This is a genomic window from Pseudomonas sp. CCC4.1 (assembly GCF_035019225.1).
Taxonomy (GTDB): domain Bacteria; phylum Pseudomonadota; class Gammaproteobacteria; order Pseudomonadales; family Pseudomonadaceae; genus Aquipseudomonas; species Aquipseudomonas bubulae.
Genome location: NZ_JASJWL010000037.1, coordinates 25,142 through 42,832, shown reverse-complemented (window position 1 = coordinate 42,832; position 17,691 = coordinate 25,142). Strand labels below are relative to the sequence as shown.

Genomic DNA, 17,691 nt, shown 5'->3' with positions numbered 1-17,691 from the left:
GAGATGTGTATAAGAGACAGCGCGAAGGTCGTTCGCGAGCAGGCTCGCTCCCACAATAGGGCTTGACCTGCAACAGAGTATCTACAGGGTGTGGATCAACCGCGAGCCTGGTTGATCAGCTCGATGTACTCGTCAGCATTGCGCTGGTCCTTGATGATGTCCACGAACGTCTGGCCCTGTTCGTCTTTGCCATCCAGGTCGTAGCCAGCTTCCTTGAAGAAAGCCAGGAAGCGCCCGAAGTCATCGATGCGCAGGCCACGATAAGCCTTGATCAGTTTGTGCAGCGACGGTGAAGTAGCGTCCACAGGCTCAAAGTCCAGGAACAACTTGATCTGCTCGTCGCCGATCTCGTCACCAATCAAGTGCTTTTTGTCTTTACGCATGTCCGGCTCCAGCCTGTTGATACTTCACGGGGCCCGCAGTTTACCCAAGGCTTATCGTGCGCGCACGCTGCCGGTGTGCAAGTCGGCCCAAATATGGCCATTGGCATAGGTCAAGAACTGGACATAAAGCGTGTCATTACGCAGCAAATCAATCACGACCCGGTACTGGCTCTGTGGATAAGACAAGCTCAGGGTTCGCGTCTTGCTGTCGAACACGGGCTTTTTCAGGCTTTTGCTTTCGCCATCAAATGAAATCAGCACCTGGCGCACGGTAGCGCCCTGGCTCATCGGCTTGCCCTTCAAGCGCACCAGCAGTGGCGAAGTCACCGGGATAGGCTGCTGATTGGACTGGCGCTGGCTACCCACCACCACCGAGTACGAAGTCACCAGCATCAACTGCTGTTGCTCGGGTACTTCGCTGCGCACTTGCAGATCATCGGCAGGCAGAAACTGCCCGTGCAACAGCGGTGTGGCCACAGGAGCCGCCGCCAGAGGCAAGCTTGCCAGCAGCAGGCTCAGGGCAACACTGCGAAATAGAAGACTCATGTCAGGTTCCAGAAAGCGGGAAGCAGCACTCTAGCATGTCGCGCGCCCGCCTCTTCTACTGTGCAACCAGTTGCCCCGCCACGATCCGCACATGCTGCGGATGAAAGCGCGCCAGGCTGCTGCGATGGCCCACGCTGACAATGCTCAAGCCCGGCAGTTGATCGATCAGGGCCTGGTACACCATGGCCTCGTCTTCCTCGTCCATTGCCGAGGTTGATTCATCCATATACAGCCACTGCGGGCGATACAGCAGCGCGCGGGCAAAAGCCAGGCGCTGCTGCTCACCACCGGACAGCAAGCGTTGCCAGTGATTGATCTCATCAAGCTTGGGAATCAGGTGCTCAAGCCGGCAAGTACGCAGCACCTCTTCATAACGCTCAAGGGTGTAGGTGTCCCCGGTCTGTGGATAACTCAGGGCATCGCGCAAGGTGCCTATGGGCAAGTAGGGTTTTTGCGGTAGAAACAGCGCACGCTCGCGGGGCATGCAGATCGCCCCGCCCCCTCTAGGCCAAAGCCCGCCCATCGCCCGGAGCAAGGTACTCTTACCACTGCCGGAGCGACCGCTGAGCATCAGCCTCTCACCCTCCTGCACCTGCAGGCTGGCGTCATGCAGCAGCGGGCGACCATCGGCCAGATCCAGGCTCAAGTCATGGATCTGCAAGTTTTCGCCCAGATGCTGCACATCAATCGCCGGGCTACGCTGCTCGTTGTCGGTCATGGCCTGACGAAAACTCAGCAACCGGTCGCAGGTGGCACGCCATGCCGCCAGAGTCACGTAGGCATCGATAAACCAGCTGAAGTTCTCTTGCACATTGCTGAAGGCCGAGTTGATTTGCATCAGCTCACCCAGCTCGATCTTGCCGGAAAAGTAACGCGGGGCCGCGACGATAAACGGAAAGATAATGGCGATCTGCGAGTAACCGGCGGTGAAAAACGTCAGGCGTTTTTGTACCTTCATTTGCGTCCAGAAGTTTTTCCAGACCTTGTTGAAACGCGTGCTCAGTTGCTCATGCTCATTGGCTTCGCCGTTGTACAAGGCAATGCTCTCGGCATTCTCGCGCACCCGCACCATCGAGAAACGCAAGTCAGCTTCGAAGCGCTGTTGCTGGTTGCTCAAGCCAATCAGCCGCCGACCGATCAGATGCGCCAGCCAACTGCCCACGGCGGCATACAACAGCGCGCACCAGAACATATAGCCGGGGATGGTGACGCCAAAGACTTCGATGCTGCCCGAAACGCCCCACAGGATGATCGAAAACGACACCAGGCTGACCACGTTACGGATCAGCCCCAGGCCCAGGGTCAAGGTGCTGTCGGTGAACGAATTGATATCTTCACTGATGCGCTGGTCAGGGTTGTCGGTATAGCCGCCCTGCTCCAGCTGGTAATAGTTCTTGTGGGCCAGCCAGCGTGCGAAGTGCTGCTCGGTAAGCCAGCGGCGCCAGCGAATGGTCAGCATCTGGGTCAAATAGAGCCGATACACCGCGCCGACAATACCCGCCGCGGCAATGATGCCGAAGTAGCCGATCAGGCTCCAGAACGCCTTGGCGTCCTTGTTTTCCAGGGCATTGTAGAAGTCCTTGTACCAGTGGTTGATCCACACCGAAATGCCCACGCTGACCAGCGACAAGGCAACCACGGCGATCAACAGCAACCACGCCCTGGCGCGTTCTTCACTGCGCCAGTAGGGGGTTATAAGGCGCCACACCCGAGGGATGAAATCCCCACGCACAGCATCATTCACGACAGAAGGCTCGGCGTTCTGATTCATCGTTCAGGCTCGTTCGGAGTAAAGAGCAACCTGCAAGCCGGTCAGGACAACCGGCCCACGACGCTGGGACACGTCTTGTTACAGGTTAGAAGCTGTAGCCGTCAGCATGCAAGGCGCAATGCAAATGCTACAGCTCCCGTTCAGCGTCGCACCGGACGCTTCTGCAATTTGCGCTGCAAGGTACGCCGATGCATGCCCAGGGCGCGGGCAGTGGCCGAAATATTGCCTTCATGCTCACCCAGCACGCGCTGGATGTGTTCCCACTGCAGGCGGTCAACCGACATCGGGTTGTCCGGCACCAGGGTTTCCAGGTCGGCATGCTGGGACAGCAAGGCGGCGAGCACGTCATCGGCATCGGCTGGTTTGCACAGATAGTTGCAGGCTCCGCGCTTGATCGCCTCAACGGCGGTGGCGATGCTCGAATAACCGGTGAGGATCACCACCCGCATCTCCGGGTCGAGTTCCAGCAGCTTGGGCAGCAGGACCAGGCCGGAATCGCCGTCCATTTTCAGATCCAGCGCGGCAAAATCGGGCAGATCCTGTTGTGCCAGGATCAGCCCCTCTTCGGCGGAACCTGCCGTGCTCACGCGAAAACCGCGTCGGCTCATGGCGCGAGCCATCACACGGGTAAAAGTGGCGTCGTCATCTACCAACAACAAATGCGGCAGTTCTTCGCCTTCGACCTGAATTTCTTCACTCATTTTCATTTCCTCGGGCGACACGTGGCAGGCGCAGCTCAGTGAGCGTACCGCCATCCTCATGACTGTAGAGTTTTACCGAGCCGCCAGCGCGGGTCACGCTGGCCTTGCTCAAGAATAGGCCCAGACCGAAGCCTTTGCCCTTGGTAGTAAAAAAGGGTTTGCCGATTTGTTCGGCGATGGCCAACGGTACACCCGGACCGTGGTCACGAATACTGATTGTCAGATCAACCGCATCCCAGTCGACTGTCACTTCCAGCCCTTCCGGGCAGGCATCGGCGGCATTGTTGAGCAGGTTGAGCAGCGCCTGGGTCAAGTCAGGTGGCGGCGCCAGGCGCGGAACCGGCGCGTGGCCCAGGCACTGGAAGCGGTAAGTGGCTTCAGGCCGCATCAAGTGCCAGCGGTTCAGGGCTTCATCCAGCCATTGCGTAACGTCCTGAACCTCGATCGCCAGCCGACGGTTGGCCTCGGCGGCACGCACCAGTTGCTGCAGGGTTTCCTTACACAGTTTGACCTGATCCTGAAGCACGCTCAGATCGTCCTGCAAATCCGGGTCAAGGTGATCGCGACGCATCTCCTTGAGCAGCACGCTCATGGTCGACAACGGCGTCCCCAGTTCATGGGCTGCGCCGGCCGCCTGCGTGGCCACGGCCAGCAATTGCTGGTCGCGCAGGCCTTCTTCACGGCGCAGGGCGCGCAGTTCTTCCTGACGGCGCAGTTCCTCACCCATTTTGGCGGCAAAGAACGTGATCACCGCAGCTGACAGGGCGAAACTCAACCACATGCCATAAATCTGCAGCTTTTCGCGGAAGAACGGCACGGTATCTATAGGGTAGAACTGCATCAACAGCAGCGTATACAGCGCCAGCGCAATCCCGGTCAGCACCAGCGAATAGCGCCAGGGCAGCGTGACGGCGGCGATAGTCAGCGGCACCAGATAATACGAAACAAACGGGTTGGCCGAGCCACCCGAAAAGTACAGCAGGGCACTGTGGATAAACAGGTCACAGGCCAGTTGCAGCGCATATTCCAGCTCAGTCACCGGCCAGGTGGTGCGCAACCGGATTGCGGTAAACGCGCACAACAGCATGGAAAACCCAAGGGTGATGCTGAGCTGAAACCAGGGTAATGGCAGCAGGTTGAACAGATAGGCAAAGCCCACTGAACCCGCTTGCGCGGCCAGCACCAACATGCGGATAAACGTAAGACGCCAGAGGTTCTGGCGTGTTGCGGACAATAACTGAACGGGGGCGAGCATGAGCTCTCCTGATGAGCGCTCCAGGCGGATCACCGGGAGTATAACCAAGCAGGCGGCCCCGCAGGCAAAAGTGCGGCAAACAGCCACAGTGTTTTTTATGAAAATGCGGCTAAAAGCCTGCGTAAAAAACGCCCTCGTAGCAGCTGCCGAAGGAACGAGGCTGCGTTCGGCTGCGAAGCAGTCGCGAAATCAGACATTGCGATCTATCAGTTAAACCTGGTTCTCAGCATTGACGACCGCTTCGCGCTCGAACGCAGCCTCGTTCCTTCGGCAGCTGCTACGCAATCTGTGGAGACCATATGTATCGAAAATGTAATTGGGCGAACTGATGGCCACTGATTAGAGTCATATGGCCATTGCTGTTCTCAATCAAGGAGCCTCCATGTCCAACTTCCAACGCACCGCTGCCCTTTTGACCCTGAGCATCGGCGCACTTGCCAGCCTGCCGGCCCTGGCAGACGACATTCATTACAACCAGATTTCCCTGCGTGCCGAAGCCAGCCAGGAAGTGCCTCGCGACTTGATGATCGTGACGCTCTATACCGAAGCGCAAAATACCGACGCCGCCAAGCTGGCCGCAGAAATCACTACGTCGATGAACAAAGCCATCGGCCAGGCCAAATCCGTCAAGGAAGTCACCCTGCGCCAAGGCAATCGCAACAGCTACCCGATTTACGACAACAAAACCCAGAAGATCACCGGCTGGCGTGAACGCGCAGAACTGCGCCTTGAAAGCACCGATTTTGCAGCTCTGTCCAAGCTCACCGGCGATCTGATGCAAACCCTGAAAATGGGCAGCATGCAGTTCACCGTCGCCAATGCCACGCGCAAAACCAGCGAAGACGCGCTGCTCAAGGACGCTGTCAATGCGTTCAAGGCCCGCGCCCAGTTGGCCACCGACGCCCTGGGCGGCAAGGGTTACAAGATCGTCAACCTGAACCTCAACACCAACGGCTACCCGCAACCTTACCTGCGCAGCGCAATGATGATGAAGGCCGCAGCCCCGGCGATGGACTCGGCGCCTACCCCGGAAGTCGAAGCCGGCACCAGTGAAGTCAGCATGAGTGCCGATGGCGTGATTGAAGTGCAGATGCAGTAAGCCTGATACGCCCTGCCAACCCCTGAAGCCAGACCGTTTCAGGGGTTTTTTTATGCCCCCGGGAAAACGCCTGCAATCGTTCTAGAATTTCAAGGTGATTACCTGCAGCAGCGCTGCCCTTCACAACAATGTTTCCCGCACAGGGGTATTGATTAGTAACAACACTGTCCTAAAACAGTGCAAGAAGGTCGCAAAAGCCCCCCGCAGATGTAAGCAAATGAGTCGAAATGCCATGCGCAAACGATCAAATGCGTCATAAGTTATATAAAAGCGACATTCCTGTACGATCGTCCCACCTTTTCAAGCTTCAACTGCTTCCACATATTGCATTGGGTATGGGCTGTGCATAAGTATCGCCGGGTCGACTCATAAGGTCGCCCTCAAACCAAAAATGACAAAAATCATGAGGCCACCATGTTCAAACACGCGGTCATTCCGTTTTTAGTAGGCGCCAGCCTGTTGGCAAGTGCACCTTTCGCCCACGCTGCTTCCAACCTGGTGTTTTGCTCTGAAGGCAGCCCGGCAGGTTTTGACCCTGGCCAGTACACCACCGGTACTGACTTTGATGCGTCGGCCGAGACCATCTTTAACCGCCTGAGCCAGTTCGAACGTGGCGGCACCAAGGTTGAGCCCGGCCTGGCGACCAGCTGGGATGTCTCGCCAGATAACCTGACATGGACCTTCCACCTGCGTGATGGCGTCAAGTTCCACACCACCCCTTACTTCAAGCCAACCCGCGATTTCAACGCCGACGACGTGCTCTTCACGTTCAACCGCATGCTCGACAAAGACATGCCGTTCCGTAAGGCTTACCCCACCGAATTCCCTTATTTCACCGACATGGGCATGGATAAAAACATCGCCAAGGTGGAAAAAATCGACGACAAGACCGTCAAGTTCACCCTGAACTCGGTCGATGCCGCGTTTATCCAGAACATGGCGATGCACTTTGCATCCATCCAGTCCGCCGAGTACGCCGACAAACTGCTCAAGGAAGGCAAGCCTGCCGACATCAACCAGAAACCGATCGGCACCGGCCCGTTTGTGTTCAAGAGCTACCAGAAAGACTCGAACATCCGCTACACCGGCAACAAGGACTACTGGAAGCCAGAAGACGTCAAGATCGACAACCTGATCTTCGCCATCACCACCGATCCCTCGGTACGCGTCCAGAAGCTCAAGAAGAACGAGTGCCAGGTCACCCTCTTCCCGCGTCCGGCCGACCTCAAGGCCCTGAGTGAAGACCCGAATCTGAAGATGCCCCATCAAGCGGGCTTCAACCTCGGTTACATCGCCTACAACGTGATGGACAAGATCAAGGGCAGCAACGAGCCAAACCCGATGTCCCAGCTCAAGGTCCGCCAGGCCCTGGACATGTCGGTGAACAAACAGCAGATCATCGACTCGGTGTACCAGGGTGCAGGCCAACTGGCGGTGGGTGCCATGCCACCGACCCAATGGTCCTATGACACCAGCATCAAGGACGCACCTTTCGATCCGGAAAAAGCCAAACAACTGCTCAAGGAAGCAGGCGTCAAGGAAGGCACCGAGATCGTACTGTGGGCCATGCCGGTGCAACGCCCGTATAACCCCAATGCCAAGCTGATGGCTGAAATGCTCCAGTCGGACTGGAGCAAGATCGGCATCAAGGCCAAGATCACCAGCTACGAATGGGGCGAGTACATCAAGCGCTCCAAAGGCGGCGAGAACGGCGCGATGCTGATTGGCTGGAGCGGCGACAACGGTGACCCGGACAACTGGCTCGGCACCCTGTTTGGCTGCGACTCGCTGGAAGGCAACAACTTCTCCAAATGGTGCGACCCGGAGTTCGACAAACTGGTCAAAGCCGCCAAGGCCACCACTGATATTGCAGAGCGCACAAAACTGTACCAACAGGCGCAGCAACGACTCAAAAGCCAGATTCCGATGACACCTATCGCACACTCGACGGTGTATCAACCGATGCGCAAAAACGTAGAAGATTTCAAGATCAGCCCGTTTGGCCTGAACTCCTTCTACGGGGTCAGCGTCGGCAAATAACAAGGACCGGTGAATGCGGCTACAAGGCTGCATTCACTTATCTACCAGGACGGTGGAAATCACCTACAGCCTAAAGCCATATCTGACTACATCAGAGGCTATAGGAAGCCAAGACGATTCCTACAAGATTGTCAGATCCCATGTATTTACTGCTGAGCGCCGGCTGCTTAACTTCGGCCAAGGGCAGTCTATTGCAGCGGGTGAGGCGCAGTAGTTGATGGCATCGACGCCCTGAACCGTACGCCTTCGATCAAGGCGCGCTCAGGACTCAAAAATAAAAAAAGGATAGGGAACGCCATGCGCAACCCTCTGGTTTTATCAGTATTGATCGGCGCCGGCGTACTTGCCGGCAGCCCACTCGCAAACGCAGCCAACAGCCTGGTGTTTTGTTCCGAAGGCAGCCCGGCCGGTTTTGACACCGCGCAGTACACCACCGCCACCGACAACGACGCGGCCGAGCCCATTTACAACCGCCTCGCTGAGTTTGAAAAAGGTGGCACCGCAGCCGTTCCGGCCCTGGCAACGAGCTGGGATGTTTCCGAAGACGGCCTGACGTGGACGTTCCACCTGCGTGACGGGGTCAAGTTCCACACCACAAAATGGTTCACCCCGACCCGCAACTTCGATGCCGATGACGTGCTCTTTACGTTCAACCGTATGCTCAACCCGGACCATCCCTTCCGCAAGGCCTACCCCACCGAGTTCCCGTACTTCAACGGCATGAGCCTGGACAAGAACATCGCCAGCGTCGAAAAAACTGGTCCCATGACCGTGGTCATGAAACTCAACTCGGTAGACGCCGCTTTTATTCAAAACCTGGCCATGAGCTTTGCCGCCATCCTGTCGGCCGAATACGCCGACCAGTTGCTCAAGAGCGGCAAGCCCAGCGATATCAACCAGAAGCCTGTCGGCACCGGCCCGTATGTGTTCCAGCGTTATCAGAAAGACTCGAACATCCGCTACGCCGCCAACAAGGACTATTGGGCCCCCAGCCAGGTCAAGCTCGACAACCTGATTTTCTCGATCAGCGTCGATGCCTCGGCGCGCATGCAAAAGCTGCGTAAAAACGAATGCCAGGTCTCGCTCAACCCGCGCCCGGCCGACGTTGCCGGCCTCAAGGCCGATCCGAAGCTGCAGGTGATTGAAAAGCCCGGCTTCAACCTCGGTTACATAGCCTACAACGTGCAGCACAAACCGTTCGACCAGTTGCAGGTGCGCCAGGCCCTGGACATGGCGGTCAACAAGGACGAGATCCTCAAGGCGGTGTATCAGGGCGCAGGCCAAAAAGCCGTCAACGCCATGCCGCCAACGCAATGGTCCTACGACGAAACCATTACCGACGCCCCCTACAACCCGGAAAAAGCCAAAGAGCTGCTCAAAGCCGCTGGGGTCAAGGACGGCACCGAAATAACCCTGTGGGCCATGCCCGTACAGCGCCCCTACAACCCGAACGCCAAGCTGATGGCCGAAATGCTGCAGTCGGACTGGGCCAAAATCGGCCTCAAGGTCAAGATCGTCAGCTATGAATGGGGCGAGTACATCAAACGCACCAAAAATGGCGAACACGACATCAGCCTGATCGGCTGGACCGGCGACAACGGTGACCCGGACAACTGGCTCGGCACCCTCTACAGCTGCGACGCAATCGGTGGCAACAACTACTCCATGTGGTGCAACAAGGAGTACGACACCCTGGTCAAGAATGCCAAGGTCGTGACCGATCGCGATCAGCGCACAGTGCTCTATAAACAGGCCCAGCAGTTGCTCAAGCAACAGGTGCCGATCACCCCCATTGCGCACTCCACGGTCAACCAGCCGCTGAGCGCCAAAGTCGAAGGATTCACGGTCAGCCCCTTTGGCCGTAACGCCTTCTCAGGTGTCAGCCTCAAAGACTGAGTACTCCTATAGAGCAGTGCCACTGTGGGAGCGAGCCTGCTCGCGAAGTCCTCAAGAGCAGCGCGGTATCGCCAACGACCTTCGCGAGCAGGCTCGCTCCCACAACAGAGATCACAAACAACACCGCTCTTTCAGCAGGTCACTTAACCCATGGCCCGCTAAAACTTCGCCAAATCTGCACCAGGCAAACGTTTGCAATGCTTTAAATCGTTTCACAACAGCCGAGTCATCACAAAAAAAGACCGGCCATAAAAAGAAGAAACCAAAGAGGAGCCTCAACCATGAAACTCACCAGCCGCGCGTTATTGGCCTTGTCCATCAGCAGCATCACTGCGATGGCCAATGCCGATGAATTCATGCCGACCGAACTCAAAGCCAGCAGCGCTCAAAGCGAGACCAAGGGCTTTGTCGAAGACCAGACCCTAAGCGGCACTACCCGCAACTGGTACGCCAACGAGCTCAAACGTCGCGATGACCGTTTCAGCTACAACAACCACGGCACCCGTGAATCCACCCCGCGCCGGATCAACTGGGTACAGGGCACCATCCTCGACTACAAGTCGGGCTTCACTGAAGGCACCGTAGGCTTCAGCACCCAGGTCGCGGCTTACAACGCCATTGCCCTGGATCGCGACGCCAAGGACATCGCCGGGCCAAACAACCGCACCCTGACCCACAGCGACGGCGACGCCGTCGGCCAGTGGAGCAAACTGGGCCTGGCCAACCTCAGCGCCCGCATTTCCAACACCACGCTGACCGTGGGCCGACAGAACTTCAGCAGCCCGACCATCGACGTGATCGGTAACCGCGCACTGCCTTCCAGCTTTCAAGGGGTGGGCCTGCACAGTGAAGAGTTCAACAACCTGTCGTTCGATGCCGGCTCCTTTGACCGCGTGTCCCCGCGTACCGAGTCGAGCCTGAGCAAGTTCCGCAGCGAATACGGCGCAACCGGGGTTGAAACCGATCGCGCCAGCGTCGCCGGCCTCAACTACCAGCCGTTCAAGAGCCTGAAGACCACGCTGTACGCAACCCACGTTGAAGACTTCTGGAACCAGTACTACTTCGGCGCCGTACACGACATGGGCGACAACGCCACCCTGGGCCTGAATACCAACTTCAACTACTACAAGACCCTGGATACCGGCAGCAAGGCCCTGGGCAACATCAACAACGACGCCTACAGCCTGGCCTTCGCCCTGACCCACCAGGCCCACACCCTGAGCCTGTCGTTCCAGCAGATCGTCGGCGACGAATACTTCGACTATCTGCACGAAACCAACGGTATTTACCTGGCCAACTCCCTGCTCTCGGACTTCAACGGCCCGAACGAGAAATCCCTGCAACTGGCCTACAGCATCAACATGGCCCAGTACGGCATTCCGGGCCTCAAGTTCAACGCCTACCACGCCCGCGGCTGGGATATCGACGGCACCAAGTACACCGGCACCGCCTACGACGTGAAGAACATGGACGGCGAAACCCATTACGAGTACAGCGTTGGCACGTCCTATGCAATCCAAAGTGGCCCGCTGAAAGCCACCGCGATTCGCGCGACGTACACCACGCACCGCGCCAGCAAAAACCAGTCTGACGGCAACATCAACGAATTCCGCCTGGTGACCACCATTCCGTTCAACATTCTGTAAAAAACTGCTCAAACCCGAAGGCTGCGGCTGATTCGACGAATCAGCCGCAGCCGTTACGCTGGCTCACCCGACTCTGGAGAGGGTTGCAATGAAAAGATTCCCACTACGCACTGCCCTGGCCGCGGCACTGCTCTGCACCACTGTGAGTGTCAGCGCGAAAACCCTGGTGGTCTGCACTGAAGCCAGCCCTGAAGGGTTCGACATCGTTCAGTTCACCACCGCCGTGACTGCCGATGCTTCGGCCGAGACCATACTCAACCGCCTGGTCGACTTTGCCCCCGGCACCACGGATGTGGAGCCCGCCCTGGCCGAGCGCTGGGACATCAGCCCGGACGGGCTTGAATACACATTTCACCTGCGTCCCGACGTAAAGTTTCACACCACTGATTATTTCAAACCGACCCGAACCCTGAACGCCGATGACGTGGTCTGGAGTTTTCAGCGCCAGCTGGACCCGAATCACCCGTGGCACAAACTGTCGCTGGTCGGTTACCCCTACTTTGAAAGCATGGGTTTCAAGGACCTGCTCAAGAGCGTCGAGAAAGTTGACGACCTGACGGTAAAAATCACTCTCAACCACCCTGAAGCGCCGTTTCTGCGCGACGTGGCCATGCCGTTCAACTCCATCTACTCCGCCGAATACGCCGACCAGTTGCTCAAGTCCGGCAAAACCGCCGACCTCAATACCAAGCCGATCGGCACCGGCCCGTTTATCTTCGTGCGCTACAACAAGGATGCCCAGGTACGCTTCAAGGCCAACCCGGACTACTTCCGTGGCAAACCGCCCAGTGATGCGCTGATCTTCGCCATCGCCACCGACAGCAACGTGCGCCTGCAAAAGCTCAAGGCCAACGAATGCCAGATCGCGCTGTACCCCAAGCCTGATGAGGTCAAGAACATCCGCAAGGACCCCAACCTCAAGGTCGATGAGCTGGCCGCCCTGATGACCAGCTATATCGCCATGAATACCAGTCACAAGTACCTGAGCGATGTGCGCGTACGCAAAGCCATCGACATGGCCTTCGACAAGCAGACCTATCTGAACTCCGTCCACGGCGAAGGCAACGCACTGCTGGCCGTCAACCCTTACCCGCCGACCATGCTGGGCTACAACACCAGCATCCAGAGGCCGCCCCGCGACCTGGACAAGGCCCGGGCCTTGCTCAAGGAAGCCGGGGTACCTGAAGGCACGGTACTGACCCTCTTCACCCGCAACGGCGGCGGCCCGACCAACCCCAACCCGATGCTGGGTGCGCAGTTGCTGCAGTCCGACCTGGCACAAATCGGCCTCAAGCTGGATATCCGGGTCATGGAATGGGGCGAAATGCTCAAACGCGCCAAAAATGGCGAACATGATCTGGTGTCGACCGGTTGGGGCGGCGATAACGGCGACCCGGATAACTTCCTGACCCCGCTGCTTAGCTGCGAGGCGGCCAAAAACGGCGAGAACTACGCCCGCTGGTGCAACAAGGACTTCGAAAGCCTGATCACCAAAGCCCGTGGTATCACTGAACCCTCGCAACGGGCCGAGTTCTATCAACAGGCACAGATGATTTTTAATCAGGACCAACCCTGGATCAACGTAACCCATCCTATGCTGTTCACGGCGATGCGCAAAAACGTCGAGGGCTATACCCTTAGCCCCCTGACCAACAACAACTTCGCCACAACCCAGGTGAAGTAGAACAATAAAAACCCGCCAGGGTTTACCTCAACCCCGGCGGACCTGCCTGACCGGCTGATAAGGAACACCACACGATGTTTAGTTTTATTGCCCGCCGAGTGGGGTTGTTGATCCCCACGTTCTTCGGCATCACCTTGCTCACCTTTGCCCTGATTCGCATGATCCCGGGTGACCCGGTCGAAGTCATGATGGGTGAGCGCCGGGTAGACCCTGAAATGCACGCCCAGGCCATGGAGCGCCTGGGTCTGAACAAGCCGCTGCACGAGCAGTACATCGACTACGTCAGCAAACTGGCACATGGCGATCTGGGCGAGTCATTGCGCACCCGTGAAAGCGTGTGGAGCGAATTTTCCGCACTGTTCCCCGCCACGCTGGAACTGGCCAGCGCCGCCCTGTTGTTCGCCGGCATCCTCGGGCTACTGGCGGGAGTGATCGCGGCACTCAAACGCGGCTCATTGTTTGACCACGGCGTGATGGGTATCTCCCTGGCGGGGTATTCGATGCCGATCTTCTGGTGGGGCCTGATCCTGATCATGTTCTTCTCCGTGGGCCTGGGCTGGACCCCGGTGTCCGGGCGTATCGACCTGCTCTACGACATAGAGCCCAAAACCGGCTTCATGCTTATCGACACCCTGCTCAGCGACGAGCCCGAAGCCTTCTGGGACGCGTTGCACCACCTGATTCTGCCGGCCATTGTGCTGGGTACCATTCCGCTGGCCGTGATCGCGCGGATGACCCGCTCATCCATGCTTGAAGTGCTGCGCGAAGACTACATCCGTACCGCCCGCGCCAAAGGCCTGTCACCCGCCCGCGTGGTGTTCGTGCACGGCCTGCGCAACGCCCTGATCCCGGTACTGACCGTGGTCGGCCTGCAAGTGGGCACCCTGCTGGCCGGTGCAGTCCTGACCGAAACCATTTTTTCGTGGCCCGGTATCGGTAAATGGCTGATCGAAGCCATTGGCGCCCGGGACTATCCCGTGGTGCAAAACGGCATCCTGCTAATCGCCTGCCTGGTGATTCTGGTCAACTTCGTAGTCGACATCCTCTACGGCTTTGCCAACCCACGCATCCGTCACCAGCGCTGAGATCCTGACCATGAGCACCTCCCCAAGCACGACCGAAGTGGATCAAAGCCTGCTTTATCCATCACCGTACAAAGAATTCTGGCATGCCTTCTCCCGGAACAAGGGCGCTGTGGCGGGTCTGATTTTCATGACCATCATCGTGTTCTGCGCGATCTTCGCCCCGTGGGTCGCCCCCCATAGCCCGAGTGAGCAATACCGCGACTTTCTGCTGACCCCGCCGGTCTGGCTGGAAGGCGGCAACTGGCAATTTCTGCTGGGCACCGATGAACTGGGTCGCGACCTGCTGTCACGCCTGATCGAAGGTTCACGGCTGTCGCTGTTGATCGGTTTGTCGTCTGTGGTCATCTCGCTGATTCCGGGCGTGATCCTGGGCCTGTTTGCCGGCTTTTTTCCGCGCCTTCTCGGCCCGGGCATCATGCGGTTGATGGACATCATGCTGGCCCTGCCTTCCTTGCTGCTGGCCGTGGCGATTGTCGCCATCCTCGGCCCTGGCCTGATCAACACCGTGATCGCCATTGCCGTGGTGTCGTTGCCATCGTACGTGCGTCTGACCCGTGCCGCCGTGATGGGCGAGCTGAACCGCGACTATGTGACCGCTGCCCGCCTGGCCGGTGCCAGTCTGCCGCGCCTGATGTTTATCACTGTGCTGCCCAACTGCATGGCGCCGCTGATCGTGCAGGCCACCCTGAGTTTCTCCTCGGCGATCCTCGACGCCGCAGCACTGGGCTTTCTTGGCCTCGGCGTACAACCGCCAACCCCTGAGTGGGGCACCATGCTGGCTTCGGCCCGCGACTATATCGAACGCGCGTGGTGGGTCGTCAGCCTGCCTGGCTTGACCATTTTGCTCAGCGTGCTGGCAATCAACCTGATGGGCGACGGCCTGCGCGATGCGCTGGACCCGAAACTCAAGAACGCCGCCTGAGGAGATTCCCATGTCACTGTTAGAAATCAAGAATCTCAATGTCCGTTTTGGCGACGCTACGGCCGTGCCGGTGGTAGACGGCCTGAGCCTGTCTGTGGATAAAGGCGAAGTACTGGCAATTGTCGGTGAGTCGGGGTCGGGCAAGTCCGTGACCATGATGGCGCTGATGGGCCTGATCGAGCACCCCGGTATCGTCAGCGCCGACGCGCTGACCTTCGACGGCAAGAACATGCTGACCCTCAGCGCGCGTCAGCGCCGCCAGATCGTCGGCAAGGACATGGCGATGGTCTTCCAGGACCCCATGACCGCACTGAACCCCAGCTACACCGTGGGTTTCCAGATCGAGGAAGTGCTGCGCCTGCACCTGAAAATGTCCGCCAAGGCGGCGCGCAAACGGGCCATCGAGCTGCTGGAAAAAGTTGAAATCCCGGGGGCTGCCAGCCGCATGGACGCCTACCCGCACCAACTGTCAGGCGGCATGAGCCAGCGCGTGGCGATTGCCATGGCGATTGCCGGTGAACCCAAACTGCTGATCGCCGACGAACCTACCACTGCCCTGGACGTAACCATCCAGGCGCAGATCATGGACCTGCTGCTGAGCCTGCAACGCGAACAGAACATGGGCCTGGTGCTGATTACCCACGACCTCGCCGTAGTCGCCGAAACCGCCCAGCGGGTATGCGTGATGTACGCCGGCCAGGCCGTGGAAGTCGGCAACGTGCCGGGGCTGTTTGATGTGCCCGCGCACCCGTACAGCGAGGCGCTGCTGGCTGCGATCCCGGAACACAGCATGGGCGCTGCCCGTCTGTCGACCTTGCCCGGCATCGTGCCCGGTCGCTATGACCGACCCAAAGGCTGCCTGCTGTCACCGCGCTGCCCGTATGTACAAGAGCAATGCCGTCAACAACGTCCTGCGCTGGAGCAACAGGCTCACAGCCAGGTGCGCTGCTTCTTCCCCTTGAATCAGGAGGTGGCGTAATGACTGTTGTTCTTACCGCCCGCGACCTAACCCGTCACTACGAAGTATCCCGTGGCATGTTCAAAGGCCATGCGCTGGTGCGCGCACTCAACGGCGTGTCATTTGAACTGGAAGCCGGTAAAACCCTTGCCGTGGTGGGAGAGTCCGGTTGCGGAAAATCCACCCTGGCCCGCGCGTTGACCTTGATTGAAGAGCCCTCCTCGGGCTCGCTGAAAATTGCCGGGCAAGAAGTTGCAGGGGCCAACAAGGCCGAGCGCAAACAACTGCGCAAAGACGTGCAGATGGTGTTCCAGAGCCCCTACGCCTCGCTCAACCCGCGGCAGAAAATCGGCGATCAACTGGCCGAGCCACTGCTCATCAACACCAGCCTGAGCGCCAGCGAGCGCCGCGAAAAAGTCCAGGCCATGATGAAACAGGTCGGCTTGCGCCCCGAGCATTACCAGCGCTACCCGCATATGTTCTCGGGGGGCCAGCGCCAGCGTATCGCCCTGGCTCGGGCCATGATGTTGCAACCCAAGGTGCTGGTGGCGGACGAACCAACCTCGGCGCTGGACGTGTCGATCCAGGCGCAGGTGCTTAACCTGTTTATGGATTTGCAGCAGGAGTTCAACACTGCCTACGTGTTCATTTCCCACAACCTGGCGGTGGTGCGACATGTGGCCGACACGGTACTGGTGATGTACCTCGGTCGCCCGGTAGAGATGGGCCCCAAGGAAGAGATCTACACCCGGCCGTTGCACCCCTACACCCAGGCGCTGCTGTCGGCCACGCCGACGATCCACCCCGATCCGCTCAAGCCAAAAATCAAGATCGTCGGCGAGCTGCCCAACCCGCTGAACCCGCCATCAGGTTGCGCCTTTCACAAGCGCTGCCCGTATGCGACCGAGTTGTGCAGCACAGACGAACCTGTACTGCGCCTGCTCGACAACCGCCAGGTTGCCTGCCATCACGCGGAGCAGTTTTTGCAGAGCTAAACACGACCCGTAGCAGCTGCCGAGGAACGAAGGCTGCGTTCGGCGGCGCAGCCGTCGTAAAATCGAGGCCCGCGGAGTAACAGACATACCGCAAGCTCAGGTTTTACGATTGCTTCGCAATCGAACGCAGCCTTCGGCAGCGGCTACACATAGGGGTAATGCATTACGTCTGGCTATCGCCTTCATCGCCCTCATCGCCGTTATCCCCACCGTCACTGCCGCCATCACCATCGGTCTGGTCATCATCCCCCGAACTGCCGCCCTGCCCCTGGTCCCCAGGTTCGGAATCCGACTTGTAGATGGCATGAAGTGTCGGCCCCGGCACGCCTGTTACTGAAAACCCGGCCCCCGTGCTGCTCAGCGGGTTGCTCGCCCAAGCCGCCGAGGCACTCACCGTCAGCAGCACCAGCACCTTGAGCAACAGCACAATGCGTTGAAAAAGCTTCATCGCGATTTCCATCCTGTTATGAGAAAAGCACCCTTTAAACCTAGTCCGCCCCTCTCAGCTTTTCCAGAAACTCACAGGCTGGGATATACCCATTCGGAGTAACACAGCCGCGTTTGTCGATACTGTGTGGTGGGCCATACGCTCCCTTGTAGCCGTTGACGAGCAGCGCGAGGCTGCGTCCGGCTGCGTAGCAGTCGTAAATTGCTTCGGGCGCGATCGCAGCCTTCGGCAGCGACTATAAAGTTCGCGGGCAAAAAAAAGC

15 protein-coding genes are annotated in these 17,691 nt (G+C 58.5%); 9 read left to right on the top strand and 6 right to left on the bottom strand.

What is annotated here, in order from left to right; genetic code table 11:
* Nucleotides 1–95: 95 nt before the first annotated feature.
* The 5 genes from QN377_RS15230 to QN377_RS15210 form a co-directional block, all read right to left on the bottom strand.
* The gene (locus QN377_RS15230) at nt 96–383 is read right to left on the bottom strand and encodes a PA4642 family protein (RefSeq protein ID WP_322213581.1); all 288 of its coding nucleotides are present in this window, start codon (nt 381–383) and stop codon (nt 96–98) included.
* Nucleotides 384–434: 51 nt separating this feature from the next.
* Nucleotides 435–929: a hypothetical protein gene (locus QN377_RS15225; protein WP_095001567.1), complete on the bottom strand. Its 495-nt coding sequence runs from the start codon at nt 927–929 to the stop codon at nt 435–437.
* A gap of 55 nt (nt 930–984) precedes the next feature.
* Nucleotides 985–2,700, bottom strand: coding sequence for an ABC transporter ATP-binding protein/permease (locus QN377_RS15220; protein WP_095024051.1), 1,716 nt, complete (start codon nt 2,698–2,700; stop codon nt 985–987).
* Between the two features lie 140 nt (nt 2,701–2,840).
* Nucleotides 2,841–3,401, bottom strand: coding sequence for a response regulator transcription factor (locus tag QN377_RS15215; protein WP_016779485.1), 561 nt, complete (start codon nt 3,399–3,401; stop codon nt 2,841–2,843).
* A complete protein-coding gene (locus QN377_RS15210; RefSeq protein WP_095001569.1) occupies nt 3,394–4,656 on the bottom strand; it encodes an ATP-binding protein in 1,263 nt (420 codons plus the stop codon). Before QN377_RS15210 ends, QN377_RS15215 begins: the two co-directional genes overlap by 8 nt.
* A gap of 382 nt (nt 4,657–5,038) precedes the next feature.
* On the opposite strand from QN377_RS15210, the gene QN377_RS15205 reads away from it, so the two are divergent.
* From QN377_RS15205 to QN377_RS15165, 9 genes are all read left to right on the top strand, one after another.
* On the top strand, nt 5,039–5,755 hold the full coding sequence (locus QN377_RS15205) for an SIMPL domain-containing protein (protein ID WP_095001570.1): 717 nt from the start codon (nt 5,039–5,041) through the stop codon (nt 5,753–5,755).
* 414 nt (nt 5,756–6,169) lie between these two features.
* Complete coding sequence (locus QN377_RS15200; RefSeq protein ID WP_095018283.1) at nt 6,170–7,795, top strand: ABC transporter substrate-binding protein; 1,626 nt, start codon at nt 6,170–6,172, stop codon at nt 7,793–7,795.
* A 297-nt stretch (nt 7,796–8,092) separates the two neighbouring features.
* Complete coding sequence (locus QN377_RS15195; RefSeq protein ID WP_095001573.1) at nt 8,093–9,691, top strand: ABC transporter substrate-binding protein; 1,599 nt, start codon at nt 8,093–8,095, stop codon at nt 9,689–9,691.
* A 281-nt stretch (nt 9,692–9,972) separates the two neighbouring features.
* Nucleotides 9,973–11,337: an OprD family porin gene (locus QN377_RS15190; RefSeq protein ID WP_095001574.1), complete on the top strand. Its 1,365-nt coding sequence runs from the start codon at nt 9,973–9,975 to the stop codon at nt 11,335–11,337.
* Nucleotides 11,338–11,425: 88 nt separating this feature from the next.
* Nucleotides 11,426–13,021, top strand: a complete 1,596-nt coding sequence (locus tag QN377_RS15185) for an ABC transporter substrate-binding protein (RefSeq protein ID WP_095018281.1) — start codon at nt 11,426–11,428, stop codon at nt 13,019–13,021.
* 74 nt (nt 13,022–13,095) lie between these two features.
* Entirely contained in the window at nt 13,096–14,106 is a 1,011-nt protein-coding gene (locus QN377_RS15180; protein ID WP_095001576.1) for an ABC transporter permease subunit, read from the top strand.
* 10 nt (nt 14,107–14,116) lie between these two features.
* Nucleotides 14,117–15,028 carry an ABC transporter permease subunit gene (locus QN377_RS15175; RefSeq protein WP_095001577.1) on the top strand — a complete coding sequence of 304 codons (912 nt, stop codon included), beginning with the start codon at nt 14,117–14,119 and terminating at the stop codon, nt 15,026–15,028.
* Between the two features lie 10 nt (nt 15,029–15,038).
* Nucleotides 15,039–16,007: an ABC transporter ATP-binding protein gene (locus tag QN377_RS15170; RefSeq protein ID WP_095001578.1), complete on the top strand. Its 969-nt coding sequence runs from the start codon at nt 15,039–15,041 to the stop codon at nt 16,005–16,007.
* A complete protein-coding gene (locus tag QN377_RS15165) occupies nt 16,007–16,981 on the top strand; it encodes a peptide ABC transporter ATP-binding protein (protein ID WP_095001579.1) in 975 nt (324 codons plus the stop codon). Before QN377_RS15170 ends, QN377_RS15165 begins: the two co-directional genes overlap by 1 nt.
* 163 nt (nt 16,982–17,144) lie before the next feature.
* Here QN377_RS15165 and QN377_RS15160 read toward each other — a convergent pair whose 3' ends face one another.
* Nucleotides 17,145–17,429 carry a hypothetical protein gene (locus QN377_RS15160; protein WP_095018279.1) on the bottom strand — a complete coding sequence of 95 codons (285 nt, stop codon included), beginning with the start codon at nt 17,427–17,429 and terminating at the stop codon, nt 17,145–17,147.
* Between the last annotated feature and the right edge of the window lie 262 nt (nt 17,430–17,691).

Coding starts and splice junctions, on each gene's coding strand:
- QN377_RS15210 (WP_095001569.1), bottom strand. CDS start 4,656: ATGCTCGCCCCCGTTCAGTTATTGTCCGCAACACGCCAGAACCTCTGG.
- QN377_RS15180 (WP_095001576.1), top strand. CDS start 13,096: ATGTTTAGTTTTATTGCCCGCCGAGTGGGGTTGTTGATCCCCACGTTC.
- QN377_RS15195 (WP_095001573.1), top strand. CDS start 8,093: ATGCGCAACCCTCTGGTTTTATCAGTATTGATCGGCGCCGGCGTACTT.
- QN377_RS15165 (WP_095001579.1), top strand. CDS start 16,007: ATGACTGTTGTTCTTACCGCCCGCGACCTAACCCGTCACTACGAAGTA.
- QN377_RS15175 (WP_095001577.1), top strand. CDS start 14,117: ATGAGCACCTCCCCAAGCACGACCGAAGTGGATCAAAGCCTGCTTTAT.
- QN377_RS15220 (WP_095024051.1), bottom strand. CDS start 2,700: ATGAATCAGAACGCCGAGCCTTCTGTCGTGAATGATGCTGTGCGTGGG.
- QN377_RS15200 (WP_095018283.1), top strand. CDS start 6,170: ATGTTCAAACACGCGGTCATTCCGTTTTTAGTAGGCGCCAGCCTGTTG.
- QN377_RS15205 (WP_095001570.1), top strand. CDS start 5,039: ATGTCCAACTTCCAACGCACCGCTGCCCTTTTGACCCTGAGCATCGGC.
- QN377_RS15160 (WP_095018279.1), bottom strand. CDS start 17,429: ATGAAGCTTTTTCAACGCATTGTGCTGTTGCTCAAGGTGCTGGTGCTG.
- QN377_RS15190 (WP_095001574.1), top strand. CDS start 9,973: ATGAAACTCACCAGCCGCGCGTTATTGGCCTTGTCCATCAGCAGCATC.
- QN377_RS15170 (WP_095001578.1), top strand. CDS start 15,039: ATGTCACTGTTAGAAATCAAGAATCTCAATGTCCGTTTTGGCGACGCT.
- QN377_RS15225 (WP_095001567.1), bottom strand. CDS start 929: ATGAGTCTTCTATTTCGCAGTGTTGCCCTGAGCCTGCTGCTGGCAAGC.
- QN377_RS15215 (WP_016779485.1), bottom strand. CDS start 3,401: ATGAGTGAAGAAATTCAGGTCGAAGGCGAAGAACTGCCGCATTTGTTG.
- QN377_RS15185 (WP_095018281.1), top strand. CDS start 11,426: ATGAAAAGATTCCCACTACGCACTGCCCTGGCCGCGGCACTGCTCTGC.
- QN377_RS15230 (WP_322213581.1), bottom strand. CDS start 383: ATGCGTAAAGACAAAAAGCACTTGATTGGTGACGAGATCGGCGACGAG.